The organism is Kitasatospora sp. NPDC004615 (assembly GCF_042873545.1).
Classification (GTDB): Bacteria; Actinomycetota; Actinomycetes; order Streptomycetales; family Streptomycetaceae; genus Kitasatospora.
Genome location: NZ_JBIALQ010000003.1, coordinates 493,327 through 513,336, shown reverse-complemented (window position 1 = coordinate 513,336; position 20,010 = coordinate 493,327). Strand labels below are relative to the sequence as shown.

Genomic DNA, 20,010 nt, shown 5'->3' with positions numbered 1-20,010 from the left:
ACGCAACTGATACGGACGAATCTGCCCGATTAACTACCTCCCATTGGCATCTCCGTGCTTCATTGGATGGCGCGTGCAAGGACGCGCGCACCGGCCAGGAGGAGCAGCAAGAACTCAAAGGGGCAGACCGATATCCATGGTGGACCAGCCCATTTCCGCACCCGACCGGGCGGACCTCCCGGGCGGCCGCCCCGCCGGGGTGGTGGCGCTGCTTCGCGCGGCCGCCGTGCTGGTCGACCCGGACGGCCGGATCGCCGTGTGGAACCGCACCGCGGAGGAGCTCTTCGGCCACCGCGCCGCCGTCGCCGCGGGCCGCACCGCGAACGGTCTGCTGCCCGCCGTCTGCCCCCGCCACGACCCGGGCTCCCCCGAGCACCGCTGCGACGCCTTCGACACCCTCGACGACCTCGCCACCGACGGCCCGTGGGCCGGCGCGATGACGGTGCACGACCGCGAGGAGCGGCGGCGCGACATCCTGTGGTGGGCCTACCCGCTGGCCGAACCGGCCGGCCGCTCACTGCTGGTGCTGGCCGCCGACGCCCGTCCGCTGCGCGCCACCGGCCCCCGGATCGCCCTCGCCCTCGGCGAGCGCCTCGTCCCGTACGCCGCCGCGCCCGCCGCGGCCCGCCCCCAGCAGGTCGCGGCCGCGTTCGCACCGCCCACCGAGGCGGCCCCCGATTCGCTGGCCGCGCTGCTGCCGTCCTGCTCCGCGCAGCGCCGCGGCCGGCTGCTGGCCGCCCTGGCCGCGGCCGGCCCGCCCGCGCTGCGGGTGGACGGGGCGACGCTGCTGCCGGTGGTGCCCCACCAGTCCTCGCCGGGCGGGCCGTCCGGCACCGCCCGGGTCGCCACCGGCCTCGGCCGCCGCTACCCCACCCCGCAGCAGCGGGCCGCCCAGCAGCGCGAGCGCGCCGCCCGCCGCCCGGCGGAGCCGCAGCGCACGGGTGTCCGGGCCCCGCTCGGGGTACGGATACAGGCTGCCGGGCCCGCCGCCCAGGAGGACGCGCGGGTGACCGGCAGCACCGTCCCCGCCCCACGCGAAGCCGCCGCCCACGGCCCGACCCCGGGAGGCCCCGCCATCGACCCCGCCCCGCCCGCACCGGCTCCCACCCTGCCCGGCCCCGCCAGGGCCTCCGACGGCGTCGAGGTGGTCCGCGGCCTGCCCGACGACGGCGACCTCGCGCTGCTGGCCTCGGTCGGCAGCCAGGTCGGCACCACCCTCGACCTGGACACCACCGCCCGCGAACTGTGCCAGGTACTGGTCCCCCGGGTCGCCGACTTCGCCTGCGTCGACCTGCTCGACGGCCTGCTCTCGGACGGCGAACTGCCCGCCGACCCGCCCGACGACCGCACCGTGCTGCGCCGCGTCGCCCGCACCTTCAACGCCACCTCACCGCGCTGGAACCACGTCCTGGACGAGGGCTCGCTGCGGACCATGCCGCGCTCCACCCCGCCCGGCCTGGCCCTGCAGGAGAACCAGCCGGTGCTGGTGCCGCTGATCTCCGCGGACGTCGCGGTCGACTACGCGGCCTCGCTCGGCGGCCCCGAACTGGAGCCGACCGTGGTCGGCCGCTCCATGCTGGTGCTGCCGCTGTCCGCCCGCGGCGCGGTGCTCGGCATCCTCAAGCTGCTGCGGCTGTCCGACCGGGCACCGTTCACCCGCGCCGACGCCGACACCCTCAAGGAGATCGCCGCCCGCGCCGCGCTGTCCCTGGACAACGCCCGCCTGCACCGCGCCGAGTCCAAGGTCGCCACCACCCTGCAGCGCTCGATGATCCCCACCCGCCCGCCGAAGATCCCCGGCGTGCAGATCGCCCACCGCTACATGCCGGGCGACCGCAAGGCCGAGGTCGGCGGTGACTGGTTCGACGCCATCCAGCTGCCCGGCAGCCGGGTCGCCCTGGTGGTCGGCGACGTGATGGGCCACGGCCTGCACTCGGCCGCCGCGATGGGCCGCTTCCGCACCGCCATGCAGACCCTCGCCGCCCTCGACCTGCCACCGGGCCAGCTGCTGCGCCACCTCGACAACCTGGCCCAGAAACTCGGCGACGACCATCTCGCGACCTGCCTGTACGCCGTCTACGACCCGATCAACCGCACCTGCGAACTCGCCTCCGCCGGCCACGTCCCCCCGGTGCTGGTCCATCCCGACGGGCGCGGCGAACTGCTCGAGCTGCCCTCCGGCGCGCCGATCGGCGTCGGCGGCGTGCCGTTCGTCGCCACCCGGATCGACGTCTCGGACGGCTCGATGCTGGTGCTGTGCACCGACGGCCTGGTCGAGGTCCGCGGCGGCGACATAGGAGAGGGCCTGGCCGCGCTGTGCGGCAACCTGATCGACCCCAAGCAGACCCCCGACGAGGCCTGCGACACCGTGTTGAACACCCTGCACTCCGACGACCGCCAGGACGACATCGCGCTGCTGGTGGCCCGCTTCGACGGCGTCCCGCCGACCGAGGTCGCCACCTGGCAGCTGGGCGTCACCGAGGCGGAGGTCGGCCGGGCCCGCAGCCTGGTGCGCGACCAGCTCGCCGCCTGGCAGCTGACGGCGCTGACCGAGACCGTCGAGCTGCTGGTGTCCGAGCTGGTCACCAACGCGGTCCGGGTGGCCCGCTCCGAGGTGCAGCTCCAGCTGATCCGGGTCGACAAGCTGCTGGTCGAGGTCAGCGACGACAACCACAACCTGCCGTCGTTGGAGCCCGCCGACTCGCTCTCGGAGCACGGCCGCGGCCTGAACCTGGTCAGCAAGCTGTCCGAGAAGTGGGGCACCGCCCGCAAGGCGGTCGGCAAGGTCGTCTACTTCGAGATGCCACTGCCGCGTGGCTGAGCGGCCACTGGGCCGGGCTCAGGGCGTGACTGCCCTGGCCCCGCCCTGGGCCACCGAGGCGGCCGCGCCGACCCCGGACAGCACTCGCGGCCAGTAGTCGCCGAACACCTCGACCCACACCGCTATCAGCACGGCGGTGCTGATCGCCACCAGGTGCTCCAGGCCCGCCAGGTTCGGCAGCAGCACGGCCTCCACCGTCATCGCCAGCACCACGGCTCCGCCCGTCCACCAGGCCCGGCAGCGGAACGCCACCACCACGGCCAGCGCCACCACCGCCGCCGAAGGGCCGGTGTCGCGCACGTGCGCCACCCAGCGCGGGAAGCCCAGCAGGTGGTGCGGGCCGAGCGCCACCGCGATCCGGGCGAACAGCGTCCCCGCCAGGGTGCAGGCGTACGCCACCACCAGGGTCAGCCGCCGCCCCAGCACGACCTCCGCCACGCCGAACACCAGGAACACCTGCGCCAGTGCCCCCCACACCGGCAGGTCCAGCGCCGGCACGTACAGCGACAGCGGGGTGCGCAGCAGCGACACGTCCAGCGGCAGCGCCGCCTTCACCACCCCGATCTGCGCGACGAACCGGTCCCCGCCCGGCAGGTGCTGGACGATCGAGAACAGCAGCACCAGCGCGGTCGCGATGGTCGCCAGCGGCACGGCGGCGAATTTCCGCCGCAGCACCCGTTCCTTCACGGCGCCGTACAGCGCCCCCCACTCGGCGATCGCGGCCCGGCGGAATACCGCCCCGGGCCCCGACCGCACGCCCCCCGCGTGGGTGTTCAGCTTCACGAACCGGTTCTCCCGTCCCGACGACGTGCGGATTGTCCCGACGTCCGTCCTGTTTCGCGTCTCTTCCTTCTACGCCTCGTGTTCGACACTACGCACCGGACCAACCAACGGCATCAGCTTCGAAGCCTGCTCGTGTCATACCGGGGTCTGATTTCCCCGGCCCACTCCGCCCCCCGGCGGAGGGACCACCGTCCCCGGCCCCAGCGGGCCGGGAAGCCCGTGAACTCAGCTCTGGCCGACGTGCCTGCGGCGGAACAGCGCCGGCATGCTCGGCACCGTGATGAAACCCTCCGCACGGGCCGAGGCGAGGCCGATCCGGGGAATCTCGCCGCTCTTCTCGAAGAGCAGATAACGCGGCTCCCAGATCGGCCGGTATTTCGCATTCGCCCGGTAGAGAGACTCGATCTGCCACCAGCGGGAGAAGAATCCCAGCACCGAACGCCACAGCCGCAGCACCGGGCCGGCACCCAACTTGGAACCGCGCTCGAAAACCGACCGGAACATGGCGAAGTTCAGCGACACCCGTTCCAGCTGGACTTCCTTCGCGCGCTGCAGGAGTTCGATCACCATGAACTCCATCAGGCCGTTCTCGCTGTCCCGGTCGCGCCGCATAAGGTCCAGCGAAAGGCCGTGCGCGCCCCACGGCACGAAGCTCAGCAGCGCCCGCAGCTCGCCCTCCCCGTCGAAGCACTCCAGCATCACGCAGCGCCCGTCGCCCGGGTCTCCGAGCCGGCCCAGCGCCATCGAGAAGCCGCGCTCGGTCGCGCCGTCCCGCCAGTGGTCGGCCTTCGCCACCAGCTCGGCCATCTCCGCCTCGGGAATGTCCTCGTGGCGGCGGATCCGCACCGTGTACCCGGCCCGCTTGACCCGGTTGTAGGCCTGCCGGACCACCCGCATCGCCCGGCCGTCCAGCGAGAACTCGTCCAGCTCGACGATCGCCTCGTCGCCCAGCTCCAGCGCGTCCAGACCGTGCCGGGCGTAGATCACGCCGGCCTCCTCGGAGGCGCCCATCACGGCCGGCACCCAGGCGTGCTCGCGGGCCTCCGCCAGCCAGGCGTCGATCGCGCCCGGCCAGGCCTCCGGGTCGCCGATCGGGTCGCCGGAGGCCAGCGTCACGCCGCCGACCACCCGGTAGGCGATCGCGGCCTTCCCGCTCGGCGAGAAGATCACCGCCTTGTCCCGGCGCAGCGCGAAGTAGCCCAGCGAGTCCCGCTCGCCCTGCCGGTCCAGCAGCTCGCGCAGCTTCTGCTCGTCCTCGTCGCTCTGCAGTTCCTCGCCGCGCGGCGAACGGAACGTCACGTACACCACGGCCAGGAACAGCACCGCGCCCATCACGTTGATCGCAAAGTTCACCCAGGTCGGCACGGAGACCACGTCGGCCACCTTCGCCGACGGCGTCACGGTGATCATCCGGTGCACGGAGTAGCTGAACCGGGTGCCGAAGCCCGCCCCGCTGATGTGGTTGGTCAGCTGCACCAGCACCGACCCGATCAGGCCGCCGAGCAGCACGCCGCCGACGCCCGCGGCCACCGCGGTCTTCGGGTTGGACCGGTCGCCCTTGGAAGGGAACTCCCGGCGCGAGACCAGTAGCGCCACCAGGAACAGGCCGGTCAGCACCATCGAGAACCAGTTCAGCGGGTGGGACGTGAAGTGCTTCCCCCACACCATCGCCACCACGAAGACGGCGAACGTCAGCCCCGCCGCGCCGGTGTTGAAGATCCACGCCGCCCGCTTGCGGCGGCGCATCGCCACCGCCAGGAACAGCGACAGCACCGCCGCGGTCAACCCGGCGGTCACCAGGTACGGCGTGAAGAACTGCCCCTCGTTGTGCCGCTCCACCTGGTTCCGGAACGGCACCGACAGCACCGCCACCAGGTTCAGCAGCGCCACCAGCCGCAGGTACCAGACGGTCGAGGCGGCAGCCCGCCGGCGCCAGCGCGTCTGCGCCCCCGGCCCCTCGCCGCGGGCGGGGGACACGGCCGAGGCAGGCGTCTTCACAGTGGACACAGCAACCATTCCAGACGATCGAACTACGGGGCGCATCCGCGCGCGGTCTGCGCACTTCACCCCGATTTCCATGGTTGCCCAGCGAAGATGAGAATTGCGTGAATCCGGTAGCGGATTCCCACCCCCGCCGATCGGCGGGGGTGCAAGCCCGTCACCAGGGAGAGACATGCCGCCGACCCGGGTCCTGATCGTGGACGACGAGGTGCTGGTCCGCTCCGGGCTCGGCCTGATCGTCGGCTCCGCACCCGACCTCGAAGTGGTCGGCGGCTGCTCCGGCGGCCAGGCCGAGCAGCAGACCCGGGCACTCGCCCCGCAGGTGGTGCTGCTCGACGTCCGGATGCCCGACCTGGACGGCATCAGCGTGCTGCGCCGCCTGCGCGCGCTGCCCGACCCGCCCGTCGTCGCCATGCTCACCACCTTCGACACCGACGAGTACATCGGCACCGCGCTGCGGGCCGGCGCCGCCGGGTTCCTGCTCAAGGACACCGCCCCCGAACAGCTGGTGCACGCCGTCCGGGTGCTCGCGTCCGGCGGCAGCGTGCTCTCCCCGTCCGTCGCCCGCACCGTGATCAGCGGCTACGTCGACGGCGGCGGCCCCGACCTCACCGCCACCGCCCTCACCCACCGGCTCACCGGCCGCGAACTCGACGTGCTGGCGCTGCTCGGCGAAGGCCTCTCCAACGCCGAGATAGCCGACCGGCTGTTCCTCGGCACCGGCACCGTCAAGGACCACATCAGCGCCATCCTGGCCAAGCTCGGCGCCGCCAACCGGGTCCAGGCCGCCGTCATCGCGCACCGCGCCGGCCTGGTCCGCGAACCCCGGGACGGGGAGTGACCTCCGCCGACGCGACGGCCGTACCCGACGCCGACGCGGACACCGACGCTCCCGCCGAGGCCGAGGCCGAGGCCCCGCGCCGCTGGGCCTGGCTGCGTTCCCCCCGCACCACGCTGCTGATCCCGGTGGCGGCCGCCGCGGTGGACTCCGCACTGGTCGCCAAGGGCTCCGCACCCTGGCAGCTCGCGCTGTCCGCGCTGTCCGTGGTCGCCCTGCTCGGCCGCCGCCGCCACCCGCTGCCGGTGGCCCTGCTCACCCTGCCCGCGGCGTTCTTCAACGAAATCTGGCTGGCTCCGCTCACCGCCGTGTACGCGGTCGCCGCGGCCTACCCGAAGCCGCGGATCCCGGTCACCTGCGCCGTTTCCTTCGCCCTGGTCGAGTTCTTCCACTGGCCGTTCTCTCCCGACCTGCTCGCACTCAGCCGGGACAACGCGCTGTACGCCATCCAGTCCGCGATGCTCGGCGCCGGACCGGCCGCGCTCGGCATGCTCACCCGCACCCGCCGCGAGCTCGCCGAACGCGTCACCGAACTCACCAAGGGCCGCCGGCGCGAGAGCCGGCTGATCGCCGAGCGGGTGCTGACCGCGGAACGCGCCCGGCTGGCCCGCGAAATGCACGACGTGGTCTCCCACCAGGTCAGCCTGATCTCCATCCAGGCCGGGGCCATCCAGGTCGCCAGCACCGACCCGGCCTCCCGGGACGGCGCCCGGACCATCCGCGAGCTCTCCGTCCGCACCCTGGACGAACTGCGTCAGATGGTCGGCGTGCTGCGTACCGCCGGCGTCGGCAACGGCACCCCGCTCGCCCCGCAGCCGACCCTCGCCGACCTGCCCCGGCTGATCGACGGCAGCGGCCTGCCCGTCACCCGCCGCCTCGACCCCGGCCGGCGCGACTGGCCCGAAGCGGTCGAACGGGCCGCCTACCGGACCGTCCAGGAGGGCCTCACCAACATCACCAAGCACGCCCCCGGCGCCCCGGTCACCGTCCGGGTCGCCGCCCGCGGCGAGAAACTCCACGTCGAGGTCCGCAACGGCCCGCCGGCCGGCCGCCCCACCGCCGCCCCGCTACCCGGCGGCGGCCACGGCCTGATCGGCCTGCGCGAGCGCGCCGCCCTGCTCGGCGGCACCTTCACCGCCGGCCCGACCCCCGACGGCGGCTTCAGCCTGCACGCCGTACTGCCCGCCTGAAAAGCACCGGGAATTCCCCCGGGGGCACGGGAACAACAAAAAGCCCCGCAGATCCTGAGATCTGCGGGGCTTCGCTGTGCGCGAGGGGGGAGTTGAACCCCCACGCCCTTTCGGGCACTGGAACCTGAATCCAGCGCGTCTGCCTATTCCGCCACCCGCGCATGGGTGTTGTCTTCGGGAGCTTGTCGCTCTTTCGACTCTTCGAGAAGCTTAGCGCATCTCTCCGGGTCTTCCGTTCGGCTCCCTTGCGGGCGCCCCTTCCGACATGGAAAACATTAGCACGCTCCGAGCCCCACCTGCGAATCCATTCCGGAGGGCCCCCCGCACCGCTCCCACCGGACTGCAACCCGACCCGGTCCGAACGGGTGAGCGGAGCCCCCAGTGGGTACCCTCCGGGCGCGACCTGGCCGGGGAACCGTACGGAAGGGCCGGGCGTGGATACGATCAGTACGGAAGTACCGCTTTCCAGCCGACGAGCCGGCCCGACCGAGCCCTGAGAGGGGGTGCCCCGTGGGAGTCCTGAAAAAGTTCGAGCAGCGACTCGAAGGTCTCGTGAACGGCACCTTCGCGAAGGTGTTCAAGTCCGAGGTCCAGCCGGTGGAGATCGCCGGCGCCCTGCAGCGCGAGTGCGACAACAACGCCAGCATCTGGAACCGGGACCGCACGGTGGTCCCGAACGACTTCATCGTCGAACTCAGCCCGCACGACCACGAGCGGCTCAGCCCCTACGCCGGCCAGCTCGGCACCGAGCTGGCGGGCATGGTCCGCGAGTACGCCGAGGCGCAGCGGTACACCTTCATGGGCCCGCTCCAGGTCGCCCTGGAGAAGGCCGACGATCTGGACACCGGCCTGTACCGGGTGCGCAGCCGCACGCTGACGGCCGAGGAGCCGCAGCGGCCGCCCGCGCCGCCCGCCGCCCCGCCCGGCTACGGCCGCCCGCCGACGCCGCCGGCTCCCGGCGCGCCCTGGCAGCAGGGCACCGGCGCCCCGTACGGCGCTCCGCCGCCGCCCTCCGCCCCGCCCGCGATGCCGCCCGCCCCGCCGGCCCCCGGCAACAACGTGCGGCCGTTCCCCGGCGCGGGCCACGGCGGCGCCGGCACCCGGCGCTGGATCGAGGTGAACGGCGCCCGGCACCAGATCACCCAGAACGCGGTCGTACTGGGCCGCTCCACCGAGGCCGACATCAGGATCGACGACCCCGGAGTGTCCCGGAAGCACGCGGAGATCCGCCCCGGAACGCCCGCGATGGTGATGGACCTCGGCTCCACCAACGGCATCGTGGTGGACGGACAGCACACCCAGCGCGCTACGCTCCGCGACGGCTCCCGGATCGTCCTGGGGTCGACCACCATCGTCTACCGACAGGTCGAAGGGTAGAAGCGGGCCGGTATGTCTGATCTGACCCTGACGGTCATGCGGCTGGGCTTCCTCGCCGTGCTCTGGCTGTTCGTCATCGTCGCCGTGCAGGTGATCCGCAGCGACCTGTTCACCACCAAGGGCGCCGCGCGCTCCGGGCACCGGGCCGCGACGCCCAGTGCCCCCGCCGCGCCCGGTGCGGGCCGCCCGCCGCAGGGGCAGCCGGCCGCCGCCCAGCAGCAGCAGGCCCGGCAGCGCCGCGGCCAGCCCACGCACCTGGTGGTCACCCAGGGCTCGCTGGCCGGCACCACCGTCGCGCTGCACGGCCAGACCGTCACGCTCGGCCGGGCGCACGACTCCACGATCGTCCTGGACGACGACTACGCGTCCTCCCGTCACGCCAGGATCTACCCGGATCAGGCTGGGCAGTGGACCGTCGAGGATCTAGGCTCCACAAACGGCACCTATCTGGACCGACAGCGGCTGACCACGCCGACGCCGCTCCAGATCGGGATGCCGATCCGAATCGGCAGGACCGTCATCGAGCTGCGGAAGTAGTCAGCGCATGAGGACCAGCTCCACCCGAAGGAGGGCCCGGACAGCATGAGTCTCGTGCTGCGCTTCGCCGCCGGCTCGCACAAGGGCCTGATCCGCGAGGGGAACGAGGACTCCGGCTATGCCGGGCCGCGGCTGCTCGCGGTGGCCGACGGCATGGGCGGGGCGGCGGCCGGTGAGGTCGCCTCCTCCGAGGTGCTGGGGTCGATCGTCCGTCTCGACGAGGAACACCCCGGCGCCGACCTGCTGACCCTGCTGGGCGACGCGGTGCAGACCGCCAACGACCGGCTGCGGCAGATGGTCGAGCAGGACCCGCAGCTGGAGGGCATGGGCTGCACCCTGACCGCGCTGCTGTGGGACGGCCACCGGATGGGCCAGGTGCACATCGGCGACTCCCGCGCCTACCTGCTGCGGGACGGTCGGCTCGACCAGATCACCCAGGACCACACCTGGGTGCAGCGACTGGTCGACGAGGGCCGGATCACCGCCGAGGAGGCCGAGACCCACCCGCAGCGCTCGCTGCTGATGCGCGCCCTGGACGGCCGCGGCCAGGTCGAGCCCGACCTGTCGATCCGCGAGGTCCGGGCCGGTGACCGCTACCTGATCTGCTCCGACGGCCTGTCCGGCCCGGTCAGCCACCAGACCCTGGAGGAGACGCTCGGCAGCTACTACGCGCCGCAGCAGACCGTCCAGGAGCTGATCCAGCTGGCGCTGCGCGGCGGCGGCCCGGACAACATCACCTGCATCGTCGCCGACGTGATCGACGTCGGCGCCACCGACACCCTCAGCGGCCAGGTCACCCAGGCCCCCGAGGTGGTCGGCGCGGTCGCCGACACCCAGCCGCACCCGATGCACGACCCGCACCTGCTGGACACCCCCGCCGGTCGCGCGGCCGGCCTCGGCCGCACGCCGCAGCCCCCGCAGGGCGCCTTCGGGCCCGCCGAGGGCTACCACGGCGGCTACGACCAGCAGCCCGGCTACGGCGCCCCGGCCGGCGATTTCGGCCCCGCCGAGGGCTACCAGGGCGGCTACGACCAGCCCGGCGGCTACGCCGACCCGGCGGGCTTCCCGTCCGGCGACGGCGGCGAGTACGGCGGCCACGACCCGTACGAGGGCGATGCCCCGCCGAGCCGGCGCAAGAAGAAGCGCGGCCTGAAGTTCACCCTGATCGGCGTGCTGGTGCTCGCGGTGCTCGGCGGTGGCGGTTTCTTCGCCTGGCAGTGGAACCAGAGCCAGTACTACGTCGGCGCCGAGAACGGCCGGCTCGCCGTCTACCGCGGCCTCGACCAGAACCTGGCCGGACTGAAGCTCAGCTCGGTCTACCAGCAGTACGACGTGGAGCTGAAGTACCTGCCCGCGTTCCAGCGCGACCAGGTCTCCAAGAACATCCAGGCCGCCAGCCTCGACGACGCCCGGAAGCAGGTCGAGACGTTGCGCACGCAGGCCGAGGTCTGCAAGAAGGTCGCCGAGTCCAAGGCCGCCCCGTCCACCGGGGACGCCACGCCGTCCGCCCCGCCGTTGACCGAGCAGGAGCAGCAGCTCGCGGTGTCCTGCGCCGGGCAGTAGGCCGCGGGCGAACCCGGGGGTTTTCACAGGCATGAGCACATTCGACGTGAGCAGCGGCAGCACGCCCGGCACCGGGCGGCGCCGTGCCGTCGGCCGGTCCTCGGCGGGCGACACCCCGAACCGGCGCAACACCGAACTCCTGATGCTGGGCTTCGCCCTGGCGATCCCGATGCTGGCGTACGCCAACGTCGGCCTGGCGATGGACGGCAGCCTGCCCGTCGGCATGCTGAAGTTCGGCCTCGGCATGGGCGTACTGGCGCTGGGCGCGCACCTGGCGGTGCGGCGGTTCGCGCCGTACGCCGACCCGCTGCTGCTGCCGCTGGCGACGCTGCTGAACGGGCTCGGCGTGGTGATGATCTGGCGGCTCGACAAGGCCGGCAAGCTGCTGCGCAACAACTTCCCGGCGGCCGGGAACCAGCTGATGTGGTCCGCGCTCGGCGTGGCGATGTTCATCGGCGTGGTGATCCTGCTGAAGGACCACCGGATCCTGCAGCGCTACACCTACATCTCGATGGTGGTGGCGCTGGTGCTGCTGGCCGCGCCGGCCTTCTTCCCGTCCCGGCCGGAGGACTTCGGCGCGAAGATCTGGATCCGCTTCGGCTCGTTCTCGATCCAGCCCGGCGAGTTCGCCAAGATCATCCTGACGGTGTTCTTCGCCGGTTTCCTGATGGTCAAGAAGGACGCCCTGGCGCTGGCCAGCCGCAAGTTCATGGGCCTGTACCTGCCCCGTGGGCGCGACCTGGGCCCGATCGTGGTGGTCTGGCTGCTGTCGATCCTGATCCTGGTGTTCGAGACCGACCTGGGCACCTCCTTCCTGTTCTTCGGCCTGTTCGTGGTGATGCTGTACGTCGCCACCGAGCGCACCAGCTGGATCGTCTTCGGTCTGACCATGTCGCTGGGCGGCGCGGCCGTGGTGGCCTCCACCGAGTCGCACGTGAAGACCCGCATCAACGCCTGGCTCGACCCGATGGCGGCGTTCGCGCCGAAGCCGCCCGCCCAGTCCTCGGAGCAGATCGGGCAGACCCTGATGTCGCTCGGCTCGGGCGGCACCCTCGGCACCGGGCTGGGGCAGGGCCGCAGCTGGCTGATCCAGTTCGCGGCGAAGAGCGACTTCATCCTCGGCTCGTTCGGCGAGGAGCTGGGCCTGGCCGGCCTGATGGCGCTGTTCATGATCTACGGCCTGGTGGTGCAGCGCGGTCTGCGCACCGCGCTGGCGGCCCGCGACCCGTTCGGCAAGCTGCTGGCGGTCGGCCTGAGCTCGGCGTTCGCGCTGCAGGTGTTCGTGGTCGCCGGCGGCGTCACCGGCCTGATCCCGCTGACCGGTATGACCATGCCGTTCCTCGCCCAGGGCGGATCCTCCGTGGTGGCGAACTGGGCCCTGATCGCCATCCTGCTGAAGATCAGCGACACCGCCCGCCGGCCGGCCGTCGAACCGGCCGCCGCCATCCCGGAACCGGCCGGACCGGAGCGGCTCGGGGCCGCCGGCCCGGGCGCACCGGACGAGAGCAGGGGAGCGACCTCGTGAACAAGCCGATCCGCCGGGTGTCGATCTTCTGCCTGGTCCTGATCCTCGCCCTGATGCTCCGGGTGAACTGGGTGCAGGGCGTGCAGGCGTCGGCGTGGGCCAGCAACCCGCACAACGACCGCACCAAGTACGACAAGTACGCCTACCCGCGCGGCAACATCATCGTCGGCGGTCAGGCCGTCACCAAGTCCGACTTCGTCAACGGCCTGCGCTACAAGTACAAGCGCTCCTGGAACGACGGGCCGATGTACGCGCCGGTCACCGGCTACTCCTCGCAGACGTACGACGCCAGCCAGCTGGAGAAGCTGGAGGACGGCATCCTCTCCGGCACCGACTCCCGGCTGTTCTTCCGCAACACCCTGGACATGCTGACCGGCAAGCCCAAGCAGGGCGGCGACGTGGTCACCACCATCGACCCCAAGGTGCAGAAGGCGGGCTTCGAGGGGCTCGGCAACAAGAAGGGCGCCGCGGTCGCCATCGACCCGAAGACCGGGGCGATCCTCGGGCTGGTCTCCACCCCGTCGTACGACCCGGGCACCTTCGCGGGCGGCACCCAGCAGGACGCCGACGCCTGGACGGCGCTCAACAACGACCCGAACAAGCCGCTGCTGAACCGGGCGCTGCGCGAGACCTACCCGCCCGGTTCGACCTTCAAGCTGATCACCGCGGCGACCGCGTTCGAGACCGGCAAGTACCAGAAGCCGACGGACCTCACCGACACCCCGGACAAGTACATCCTGCCCGGCACCAACACCGCGCTGATCAACGCCAGCCCGAGCGAGGTCTGCGCGAACGTCTCCGTGCAGGACGCGATGGACATCTCCTGCAACACCGTGTTCGGCAAGATGGGCGCCGAGCTGGGCGGCGACAAGCTGCGGGCGCAGGCCGAGAAGTTCGGCTTCAACAAAGAGGTGACCATGCCGGTCCGGGCCGACGCCAGTCACTTCCCGTCCGGCTCCAAGCCCGACGGCACCGCGATGGACGCGATCGGCCAGCACGACACCCGGGCCACCCCGCTGCAGATGGCCATGGTGGCGGCGGCGATCGCCAACAACGGCTCGCTGATGGAGCCCTACCTGGTCGCCCAGGAGGGCTCGGCCGGGAACGTGATCTCCACCCACACCGAGCGCCAGATGTCGCAGGCGGTCTCGCCGGCCACCGCGCAGAAGCTCCAGCAGCTGATGGAGTCGGTGGTGCAGAACGGCACCGGCAAGAACGCGAAGATCCCGGGCGTGACTGTCGGCGGCAAGACCGGCACCGCCCAGCACGGCCAGGACAACTCCGGCCTGCCGTTCGCCTGGTTCGTCTCCTACGCCAAGGGCCAGGACGGCAAGCAGGTCGCCGTCGCGGTGGTGGTCGAGGACGGCTCCAGCGAGGCGCAGCAGATCTCCGGCGGCTCGCTGGCCGCGCCGATCGCCAAGTCGATGATGCAGGCGGCGCTCGGCAAGTAGGTCGGTCGCATCCGTCACATTCCGGCCATCGATCCTCGATCGGTGGCCGGAATTGTCACAATGGGACGGTCCTGGTCGATACCGGTCTGGTCTCAGGTGGCCGCCTGTACGGGGCCGGTCAGGTTCGCCCGGTAGCGTATCCGCCAGCAGCGGGTGTACCCGCAGCCAGTCCGCGGCGATCGACTGCGGACGCCGGCACCGTGAAACCACCGCGGCGGCGGCCGCGTCAAGACAGAGCGTGCGGGGACACTACGTCATATCCTCACCGACCGGTGGGGGAGAGGGTCGGAGATATGGAAGAGCCTCGTCGCCTAGGCGGCAGGTACGAGCTCGGCGGCGTCCTCGGACGCGGTGGCATGGCCGAGGTGTACCTCGCCCACGACACCCGGCTCGGCCGCCAGGTCGCAGTGAAGACCCTCCGCACCGACATGGCCCGCGACCCCTCGTTCCAGGCCCGCTTCCGCCGCGAGGCACAGTCCGCCGCCTCGCTCAACCACCCCGCCATCGTGGCCGTCTACGACACCGGCGAGGACTACATCGACGGGATCTCCATCCCGTACATCGTCATGGAGTACGTCGAGGGCTCCACCCTGCGCGAGCTGCTGCACACCGGGCGGCGACTGCTGCCCGAGCGCGCGCTGGAGATGACCATTGGCATCCTGCAGGCGCTCGCGTACTCGCACCGCGCCGGCATCGTGCACCGCGACATCAAGCCCGCCAACGTCATGCTGACCCGGCAGGGCAACGTCAAGGTGATGGACTTCGGCATCGCCCGCGCGATGGGTGACGCCGGCATGACGATGACCCAGACCTCCGCGGTCATCGGCACCGCCCAGTACCTCTCCCCCGAGCAGGCCAAGGGCGAGACCGTCGACGCCCGCTCCGACCTGTACTCGACCGGCTGCCTGCTCTACGAACTGCTCACGGTTCGCCCGCCGTTCGTCGGCGACTCCCCCGTCGCGGTGGCCTACCAGCACGTCCGCGAGGAGCCCGCCCCGCCGTCCGCGTACGACCCCGAGGTGCGCCCGGAGATCGACGCGATCGTGCTGAAGGCGCTCGCCAAGGAGCGCGACTACCGCTACCAGTCCGCCGATGAGATGCGCGACGACATCGAGCGCTTCCTCGACGGCCTCCCGGTCGCCGCCGCCCAGCAGGCCGCCTACGGCACCGGCGCAGGCGGCTACGGATACGACCAGGGCGGGCAGTACGACCCGTACGGCCAGACCAACATGCTGCCCCAGCAGGGCGGCCCCACCACCATGCTGCCGCCGGTCGGCCACCAGCAGCCCGCGCAGTACGGCGGCTACCAGGACGGCAACGACGACGGCTACGAGGGCCGCGGCAGCCGGCGGCGCGAGGAGCAGCCGAAGAAGAGCAACACCTCCTGGATCATCCTCGCCGTCGCGGCGGTGCTGGTCCTGGTCGGCGCGTTCTTCGTGGTGCAGTCGCTGGTGAAGACCGGCGGAACGAACGCCAAGACCACCGTCCCGAACCTGGTCGGCAAGACGCTGTCCGACGCGGAGGCTGCGGCGAAGGCGCAGAACGGTTCGCTCACCGTGGTCGCGGGCGACGCGATCGCCTGCCCCGATACCAAGATCCAGAAGGACCAGGTCTGCACCCAGGAGCAGGCCTCGGGCACCGAGATCGCCACCAACGGCAAGATCACGGTGCACCTGTCCTCCGGCCCGGCGCAGGTCGACGTCCCCGACGTCGTCGGCCAGACCAAGGACGCCGCCAACGCCGCGCTGACCGGCAAGGGTTTCACGGTCACCGTCAACTACAGCACCGACGACAAGGTCGAGCAGGACAAGGTCGTCTCGCAGTCGGTGTCCGGCAAGGCCGCGACCGGAACCACCATCACCCTGGTGGTCTCCTCCGGCCAGCAGAAGGTCACCGTGCCGAACCTGGTCGGGCAGTCCCAGGACAACGCGACCCAGGCGCTCGCCGACCTCAGCCTGTCGGCGAACGTGGTCACCAAGGTCGTCGGCCCCACCGAGCAGGCCAAGGTCGGCCAGGTCATCAGCCAGGACCCGAAGAGCGGCCAGGTCGCCAAGGGCACCAAGGTCACCATCACGGTCGGCAAGCTGGCCGACAAGCTGACCGTGCCGCCGCTGCAGAACCTCAAGCTCTCCGACGCGATCAAGGCGCTGGCCGCGGCCGGGATCACGAAGTACCAGCCGGTGGGCCCGCAGGACCCGCAGGCCATCGTCATCAACTTCACCCCGTCCGCCGGGACGCAGATCACCCCGGACGACGTCGTGATGCTGTACCTCAAGCTGGCGGACAAGCCGGGCACGCCCTGACCCGCACCGCACGCTGAAAGGGGCCGCACCGTCCTCGGACGGTGCGGCCCCTTCGTGTTGACGGCGCGTCAGCGGAGCTCGGGCGGTGGGGTGCGGCGGGCGTCCATCGGGTCCACCCGGACCAGCTTCGCCCACACCGCCATCCGGTAGCGCGAGGTGTACACCGGCGTGCAGGTGGTGAGCGTGAGGTACCGGCCCGGGCCGGTGAACGGCGAGCCTTCGGGGACGGGCGCGACCACGCCCACGTTGTACTTGGAGGTCTGCTGCAGCGTCCCGGCGACCTTGTACACGTACCAGTCGTCCCGGGTCTCCACCACCACCGGATCGCCGTCGGCGAGCCGGTCCAGGTCGTGGAACTTCGCGCCGTGCCCGTCCCGGTGCGCCGCCATCGTGAAGTTGCCCTCGGCGTCCCACGGCATCGCCGACCGGTACGGCTCCTCGTAGACCCCGGCCACGCCCTCGTTGAGCACGTCCGTGTTGGTGCCCATCCGGATCAGCGTGGTCTGGTCGTCCTTCTCGAACGCCGGCACGTGCAGGAAGCCCACGCCGTCACCCGCCTCGTACTCCGGGGCGGGGGCCGGGGCGGCGGACCCGGGCGTGGTGACCGCCGGGGCGCTCCAGCTCTGCCGCAGCTTGTCCCCCTGCCGGCTGGCGGCCCGGGCGGCCACCACGTCCGTCCACCACAGCGAGTACCCGACGAACAGCGCCATCACCAGCCCCAGGGTGATCAGCATCTCCCCCATCAGGCCAAGGGCCGCAGCCACCCGTCCGCGCCGTCGCCCGCCCAGATTGGCTGTGCCCATGGTGCCGTGCCTCGCTGCTCAGTGTTGCCCGGTCAGCGCCTCCGGCTGGCCCTGGCTCCGCGGCCGTTCGTCGACCATCTTGCCAAAGACGATGAGCCTTCCCCGGGCACTGAACTCCGGCGTGCATGTCGTCATCGTGAGATAACGACCCGGTCCGGTGAAAGGTGATCCCTTGGGCACCGGCTGAATCACCGTCACATTGGTCGGCGGGGTCTCCGGGATGCCGCCCGCGACCTCGTACGTGTAGTAGGAGGTGGCCGTCTCCACCACGATCTTGTCGCCCGGGGCCAGCTTGCCGATCTCCCGGAACGGCTGGCCGTGCGTGGTGCGGTGCGCGGCGACCGAGAAGTTGCCGGACTGGTCGGAGGGCATCGCGGTGCCCGTGTAGTGGCCGACCAGGCCCTTGTCGAGCACCTGCTGCTTGTTGGTGCCCTCGGCGATCGGGTAGTTCAGGTCCAGCTTCGGGATGTGGATGATCGCGAAGCCCTTACCGGGCTCGAACTTGGCCGGCGCCGGCGGCGCGCCGTCGGCCGGCGGGGCGGCCGGCTGCCCCCACTGCTGTTCCAGCTTCTTGCCCGCTTCGTCGGCGGCGTTGTCGGCCACCACGTTGGTCCACCACAGCTGGTAGGAGACGAACAGCAGCATCACCACGCCGAGGGTGATGAACAGCTCCCCCACCATCCGGGCCAGGACCACCCGCTTGCGTTCCTTGGGCCGCTTCGGACGCGGCCCTGCGGCCCGCCCGGACGCCCGCCGACGGCCGGTGCCCGCCCGCAGGCCCACCGGCCCCTGGGCACGCCGCTGTCCGTCCTGGACGTCCGGCCCGGATATCGCGCCCCGGTCCGGTTCGTCGGGCGGCAGCCGCAGCTGCAGGGTCTGTTCCGGGGCCGGCTCGTAGACACCCCAGCCGTCCGGCTCGTCCATCTCCTCGGGAACGCCCCGCTCCGGGCGCACGGTGGTCACCGGATCAGCTCCGGCCGATCACCGGGGCGAGGCCGGACGAACGGCCCACCGCCTCCGGGAACCCGCACTCGGCCAGCCAGTTGGCGAGCATCCGGTGGCCGCCCTCGGTGAGCACCGACTCGGGGTGGAACTGGACGCCCTCGACCAGCAGTTCACGGTGCCGCAGGCCCATGATCACGCCGCTCTCGGTGCGCGAGGTGACCACCAGGTCGGCGGGCACGGTGTCCGGCTCGACCGCCAGCGAGTGGTAACGGGTGGCGGTCAGCGGCGAGGGCAGGCCCTCGAACACCCCGCCGTCCTCGTGCACCACCGAGGAGGTCTTGCCGTGCAGCAGCTCCGGCGCCCGGCCGACCACCGCGCCGTACGCCACCGCGATCGACTGCAGGCCCAGGCACACCCCGAACAGCGGCAGTCCGATCCGCGCGCAGTGGTGCACCATCTCCACGCACACCCCCGCCTCCTCCGGCGTCCCGGGCCCGGGAGAGAGCAGCACCCCGTCGTAGCCCTCCTCGCCGCTTCTGGGCCGGGCCTGAGTCACCGTCAGCTGGTCGTTGCGGACCACCTCGCAGACCGCACCCAACTGGTACAGGTACTGGACGATGTTGAAGACGAAGCTGTCGTAGTTGTCGACCACGAGAATCCGGGGCGGGTGGCCGGCGGAGGTCATCGCTAACTCCTGGGGTGTGCGTGCGTCGAAGGGCGGGCGAACCGGGAGCCGGTTCAGCCGCCGGCGCCCTGATCCACCGTCACGTTCCCGAAGGGGAGCAGCGGCTCGGCCCACGGGAACACGAACTGGAACAGGACGTAGACCACCCCGAGGACGAGCAGCAGCGCGATCAGCGCACGAACCGGCGCGGGGCCCGGAAGATGCCGCCAGATCCAGCCGTACATGGTGCTCCTCGATGGTCGGGTCGGCACAAGCGTAGACGGCCATCCGCCCGCCCCAGGCGGGTATCGGCGCAACGGGCCGCCGTGGCGACCTACTGGGCGGAGGCGGCCCGCAGATCGATCGATCCGGCGTACCCTGGCAGGCTGAGCTCGTTGGCCTCCTGGACCTTCCAGCCCAGCCCGTAGGCGGTCACGTAGCCCAGGTAGTTGCGGATCGTCGGGTCGGCGTCCACCGCGGCGCGCAGCGAATCGGTCTTGCCGACCGCGCGGATCACGTACGGCGGGGAGTAGACCCGGCCCTGCAGCAGCAGGGTGTTGCCGACGCAGCGCACCGCGCTGGTGGAGACCAGCCGCTGGTCCATCACCTGGATGCCCTCGGCGCCGCCGCGCCACAGCGCGTTCACCACGGCCTGGATGTCCTGCTGGTGGATCACCAGGTCGTTCACCCCGGGCTCGGGGACGCCGGGGATCCGGGCGGTGGCGTTCGGCGGGGCGTCGTCCAGCGTGACGGTCAGCCCCGGCCCGTGCAGCGCGTCCAGCCCGGCGGCCTGCTGCAGGGCGGTCAGCCGGGCCTCGTCGTCCGGGCTCTGCCCCTGCCCGCGGGCCAGCCCGTCGGCCCGGTCCTGGTCGGCGGCGACCTGCTCCTGGAGCTGCTGGTTCTGGGTGGAGCGCTGCTGTATGACGTCGCTGAGCCCCAGCAGCGAGTTGTCGGTGCGCAGATCGGTTCCGTGCGCGGTCTGTGCGCTCACGTAGAACAGCAACCCGGCCATCGCGAAGACGGTGCAGGTCAGGGCACGTCCGACAATTCGGCCCCGACGCGGGCGCGCGACCGGGCTCGGCGAAGAAATCGTGGAATCAGTCACCGTACCCTTATCTCCCTCAGACCCGGCGAGCCACTACGCTAACGGACGCCGGTGGCATGTGCGGAGCTCCGCGACCGTACGGACCGGTCCACACGTGCCACCCC

The 20,010-nt window shown here is 71.8% G+C and carries 16 protein-coding genes and 1 tRNA gene; 9 read left to right on the top strand and 8 right to left on the bottom strand.

Features of this window, described 5'->3' with window-relative positions:
• Positions 1 to 136: 136 nt before the first annotated feature.
• A complete protein-coding gene (locus ACFYS8_RS13650) occupies positions 137 to 2,821 on the top strand; it encodes a SpoIIE family protein phosphatase (RefSeq protein ID WP_387640113.1) in 2,685 nt (894 codons plus the stop codon).
• Between the two features lie 18 nt (positions 2,822 to 2,839).
• Here ACFYS8_RS13650 and ACFYS8_RS13645 read toward each other — a convergent pair whose 3' ends face one another.
• Positions 2,840 to 3,604, bottom strand: a complete 765-nt coding sequence (locus ACFYS8_RS13645; protein WP_387640111.1) for a hypothetical protein — start codon at positions 3,602 to 3,604, stop codon at positions 2,840 to 2,842.
• A gap of 225 nt (positions 3,605 to 3,829) precedes the next feature.
• Entirely contained in the window at positions 3,830 to 5,620 is a 1,791-nt protein-coding gene (locus ACFYS8_RS13640) for a phosphatidylglycerol lysyltransferase domain-containing protein (RefSeq protein WP_387640108.1), read from the bottom strand.
• Between the two features lie 157 nt (positions 5,621 to 5,777).
• On the opposite strand from ACFYS8_RS13640, the gene ACFYS8_RS13635 reads away from it, so the two are divergent.
• Positions 5,778 to 6,446, top strand: coding sequence for a response regulator (locus ACFYS8_RS13635; protein ID WP_387640106.1), 669 nt, complete (start codon positions 5,778 to 5,780; stop codon positions 6,444 to 6,446).
• The gene (locus ACFYS8_RS13630) at positions 6,443 to 7,633 is read left to right on the top strand and encodes a sensor histidine kinase (RefSeq protein WP_387640103.1); all 1,191 of its coding nucleotides are present in this window, start codon (positions 6,443 to 6,445) and stop codon (positions 7,631 to 7,633) included. The genes ACFYS8_RS13635 and ACFYS8_RS13630 overlap by 4 nt, the downstream gene beginning before the upstream one ends.
• Positions 7,634 to 7,710: 77 nt before the next feature.
• On the opposite strand, the gene ACFYS8_RS13625 is transcribed toward ACFYS8_RS13630, so the two are convergent.
• Positions 7,711 to 7,794 (bottom strand) — tRNA-Leu (locus ACFYS8_RS13625).
• 349 nt (positions 7,795 to 8,143) lie between these two features.
• On the opposite strand from ACFYS8_RS13625, the gene ACFYS8_RS13620 reads away from it, so the two are divergent.
• From ACFYS8_RS13620 to pknB, 6 genes are all read left to right on the top strand, one after another.
• The gene (locus ACFYS8_RS13620) at positions 8,144 to 9,010 is read left to right on the top strand and encodes an FhaA domain-containing protein (RefSeq protein ID WP_387640101.1); all 867 of its coding nucleotides are present in this window, start codon (positions 8,144 to 8,146) and stop codon (positions 9,008 to 9,010) included.
• A 12-nt stretch (positions 9,011 to 9,022) separates the two neighbouring features.
• Positions 9,023 to 9,547, top strand: a complete 525-nt coding sequence (locus ACFYS8_RS13615) for an FHA domain-containing protein (protein WP_387640098.1) — start codon at positions 9,023 to 9,025, stop codon at positions 9,545 to 9,547.
• A gap of 45 nt (positions 9,548 to 9,592) precedes the next feature.
• A complete protein-coding gene (locus ACFYS8_RS13610; protein ID WP_387640095.1) occupies positions 9,593 to 11,110 on the top strand; it encodes a protein phosphatase 2C domain-containing protein in 1,518 nt (505 codons plus the stop codon).
• A 31-nt stretch (positions 11,111 to 11,141) separates the two neighbouring features.
• Positions 11,142 to 12,635, top strand: a complete 1,494-nt coding sequence (locus ACFYS8_RS13605) for an FtsW/RodA/SpoVE family cell cycle protein (RefSeq protein ID WP_387640093.1) — start codon at positions 11,142 to 11,144, stop codon at positions 12,633 to 12,635.
• The gene (locus ACFYS8_RS13600) at positions 12,632 to 14,086 is read left to right on the top strand and encodes a peptidoglycan D,D-transpeptidase FtsI family protein (protein WP_387640090.1); all 1,455 of its coding nucleotides are present in this window, start codon (positions 12,632 to 12,634) and stop codon (positions 14,084 to 14,086) included. Before ACFYS8_RS13605 ends, ACFYS8_RS13600 begins: the two co-directional genes overlap by 4 nt.
• Before the next feature lie 293 nt (positions 14,087 to 14,379).
• Positions 14,380 to 16,389 (top strand): Stk1 family PASTA domain-containing Ser/Thr kinase, encoded by a 2,010-nt coding sequence (pknB, locus tag ACFYS8_RS13595; protein WP_387640087.1) that lies wholly within the window; start codon positions 14,380 to 14,382, stop codon positions 16,387 to 16,389.
• Positions 16,390 to 16,457: 68 nt separating this feature from the next.
• Here the strand turns inward: pknB and ACFYS8_RS13590 are convergent, their stop codons facing one another.
• From ACFYS8_RS13590 to ACFYS8_RS13570, 5 genes are all read right to left on the bottom strand, one after another.
• A complete protein-coding gene (locus tag ACFYS8_RS13590; protein WP_387640084.1) occupies positions 16,458 to 17,192 on the bottom strand; it encodes a class E sortase in 735 nt (244 codons plus the stop codon).
• Positions 17,193 to 17,210: 18 nt separating this feature from the next.
• On the bottom strand, positions 17,211 to 18,155 hold the full coding sequence (locus ACFYS8_RS13585; RefSeq protein WP_387640081.1) for a class E sortase: 945 nt from the start codon (positions 18,153 to 18,155) through the stop codon (positions 17,211 to 17,213).
• Positions 18,156 to 18,159: 4 nt separating this feature from the next.
• Positions 18,160 to 18,822, bottom strand: coding sequence for an aminodeoxychorismate/anthranilate synthase component II (locus tag ACFYS8_RS13580; RefSeq protein ID WP_387640078.1), 663 nt, complete (start codon positions 18,820 to 18,822; stop codon positions 18,160 to 18,162).
• A 53-nt stretch (positions 18,823 to 18,875) separates the two neighbouring features.
• Positions 18,876 to 19,046 carry a hypothetical protein gene (locus tag ACFYS8_RS13575; RefSeq protein WP_387640076.1) on the bottom strand — a complete coding sequence of 57 codons (171 nt, stop codon included), beginning with the start codon at positions 19,044 to 19,046 and terminating at the stop codon, positions 18,876 to 18,878.
• A gap of 89 nt (positions 19,047 to 19,135) precedes the next feature.
• Positions 19,136 to 19,813, bottom strand: coding sequence for a DUF881 domain-containing protein (locus tag ACFYS8_RS13570; protein WP_387640074.1), 678 nt, complete (start codon positions 19,811 to 19,813; stop codon positions 19,136 to 19,138).
• Positions 19,814 to 20,010: the final 197 nt, after the last annotated feature.

Coding starts and splice junctions, on each gene's coding strand:
- ACFYS8_RS13575 (WP_387640076.1), bottom strand. CDS start 19,046: ATGTACGGCTGGATCTGGCGGCATCTTCCGGGCCCCGCGCCGGTTCGT.
- ACFYS8_RS13635 (WP_387640106.1), top strand. CDS start 5,778: ATGCCGCCGACCCGGGTCCTGATCGTGGACGACGAGGTGCTGGTCCGC.
- ACFYS8_RS13615 (WP_387640098.1), top strand. CDS start 9,023: ATGTCTGATCTGACCCTGACGGTCATGCGGCTGGGCTTCCTCGCCGTG.
- pknB (WP_387640087.1), top strand. CDS start 14,380: ATGGAAGAGCCTCGTCGCCTAGGCGGCAGGTACGAGCTCGGCGGCGTC.
- ACFYS8_RS13650 (WP_387640113.1), top strand. CDS start 137: ATGGTGGACCAGCCCATTTCCGCACCCGACCGGGCGGACCTCCCGGGC.
- ACFYS8_RS13610 (WP_387640095.1), top strand. CDS start 9,593: ATGAGTCTCGTGCTGCGCTTCGCCGCCGGCTCGCACAAGGGCCTGATC.
- ACFYS8_RS13580 (WP_387640078.1), bottom strand. CDS start 18,822: ATGACCTCCGCCGGCCACCCGCCCCGGATTCTCGTGGTCGACAACTAC.
- ACFYS8_RS13640 (WP_387640108.1), bottom strand. CDS start 5,620: ATGGTTGCTGTGTCCACTGTGAAGACGCCTGCCTCGGCCGTGTCCCCC.
- ACFYS8_RS13590 (WP_387640084.1), bottom strand. CDS start 17,192: ATGGGCACAGCCAATCTGGGCGGGCGACGGCGCGGACGGGTGGCTGCG.
- ACFYS8_RS13605 (WP_387640093.1), top strand. CDS start 11,142: ATGAGCACATTCGACGTGAGCAGCGGCAGCACGCCCGGCACCGGGCGG.
- ACFYS8_RS13570 (WP_387640074.1), bottom strand. CDS start 19,813: ATGGCCGGGTTGCTGTTCTACGTGAGCGCACAGACCGCGCACGGAACC.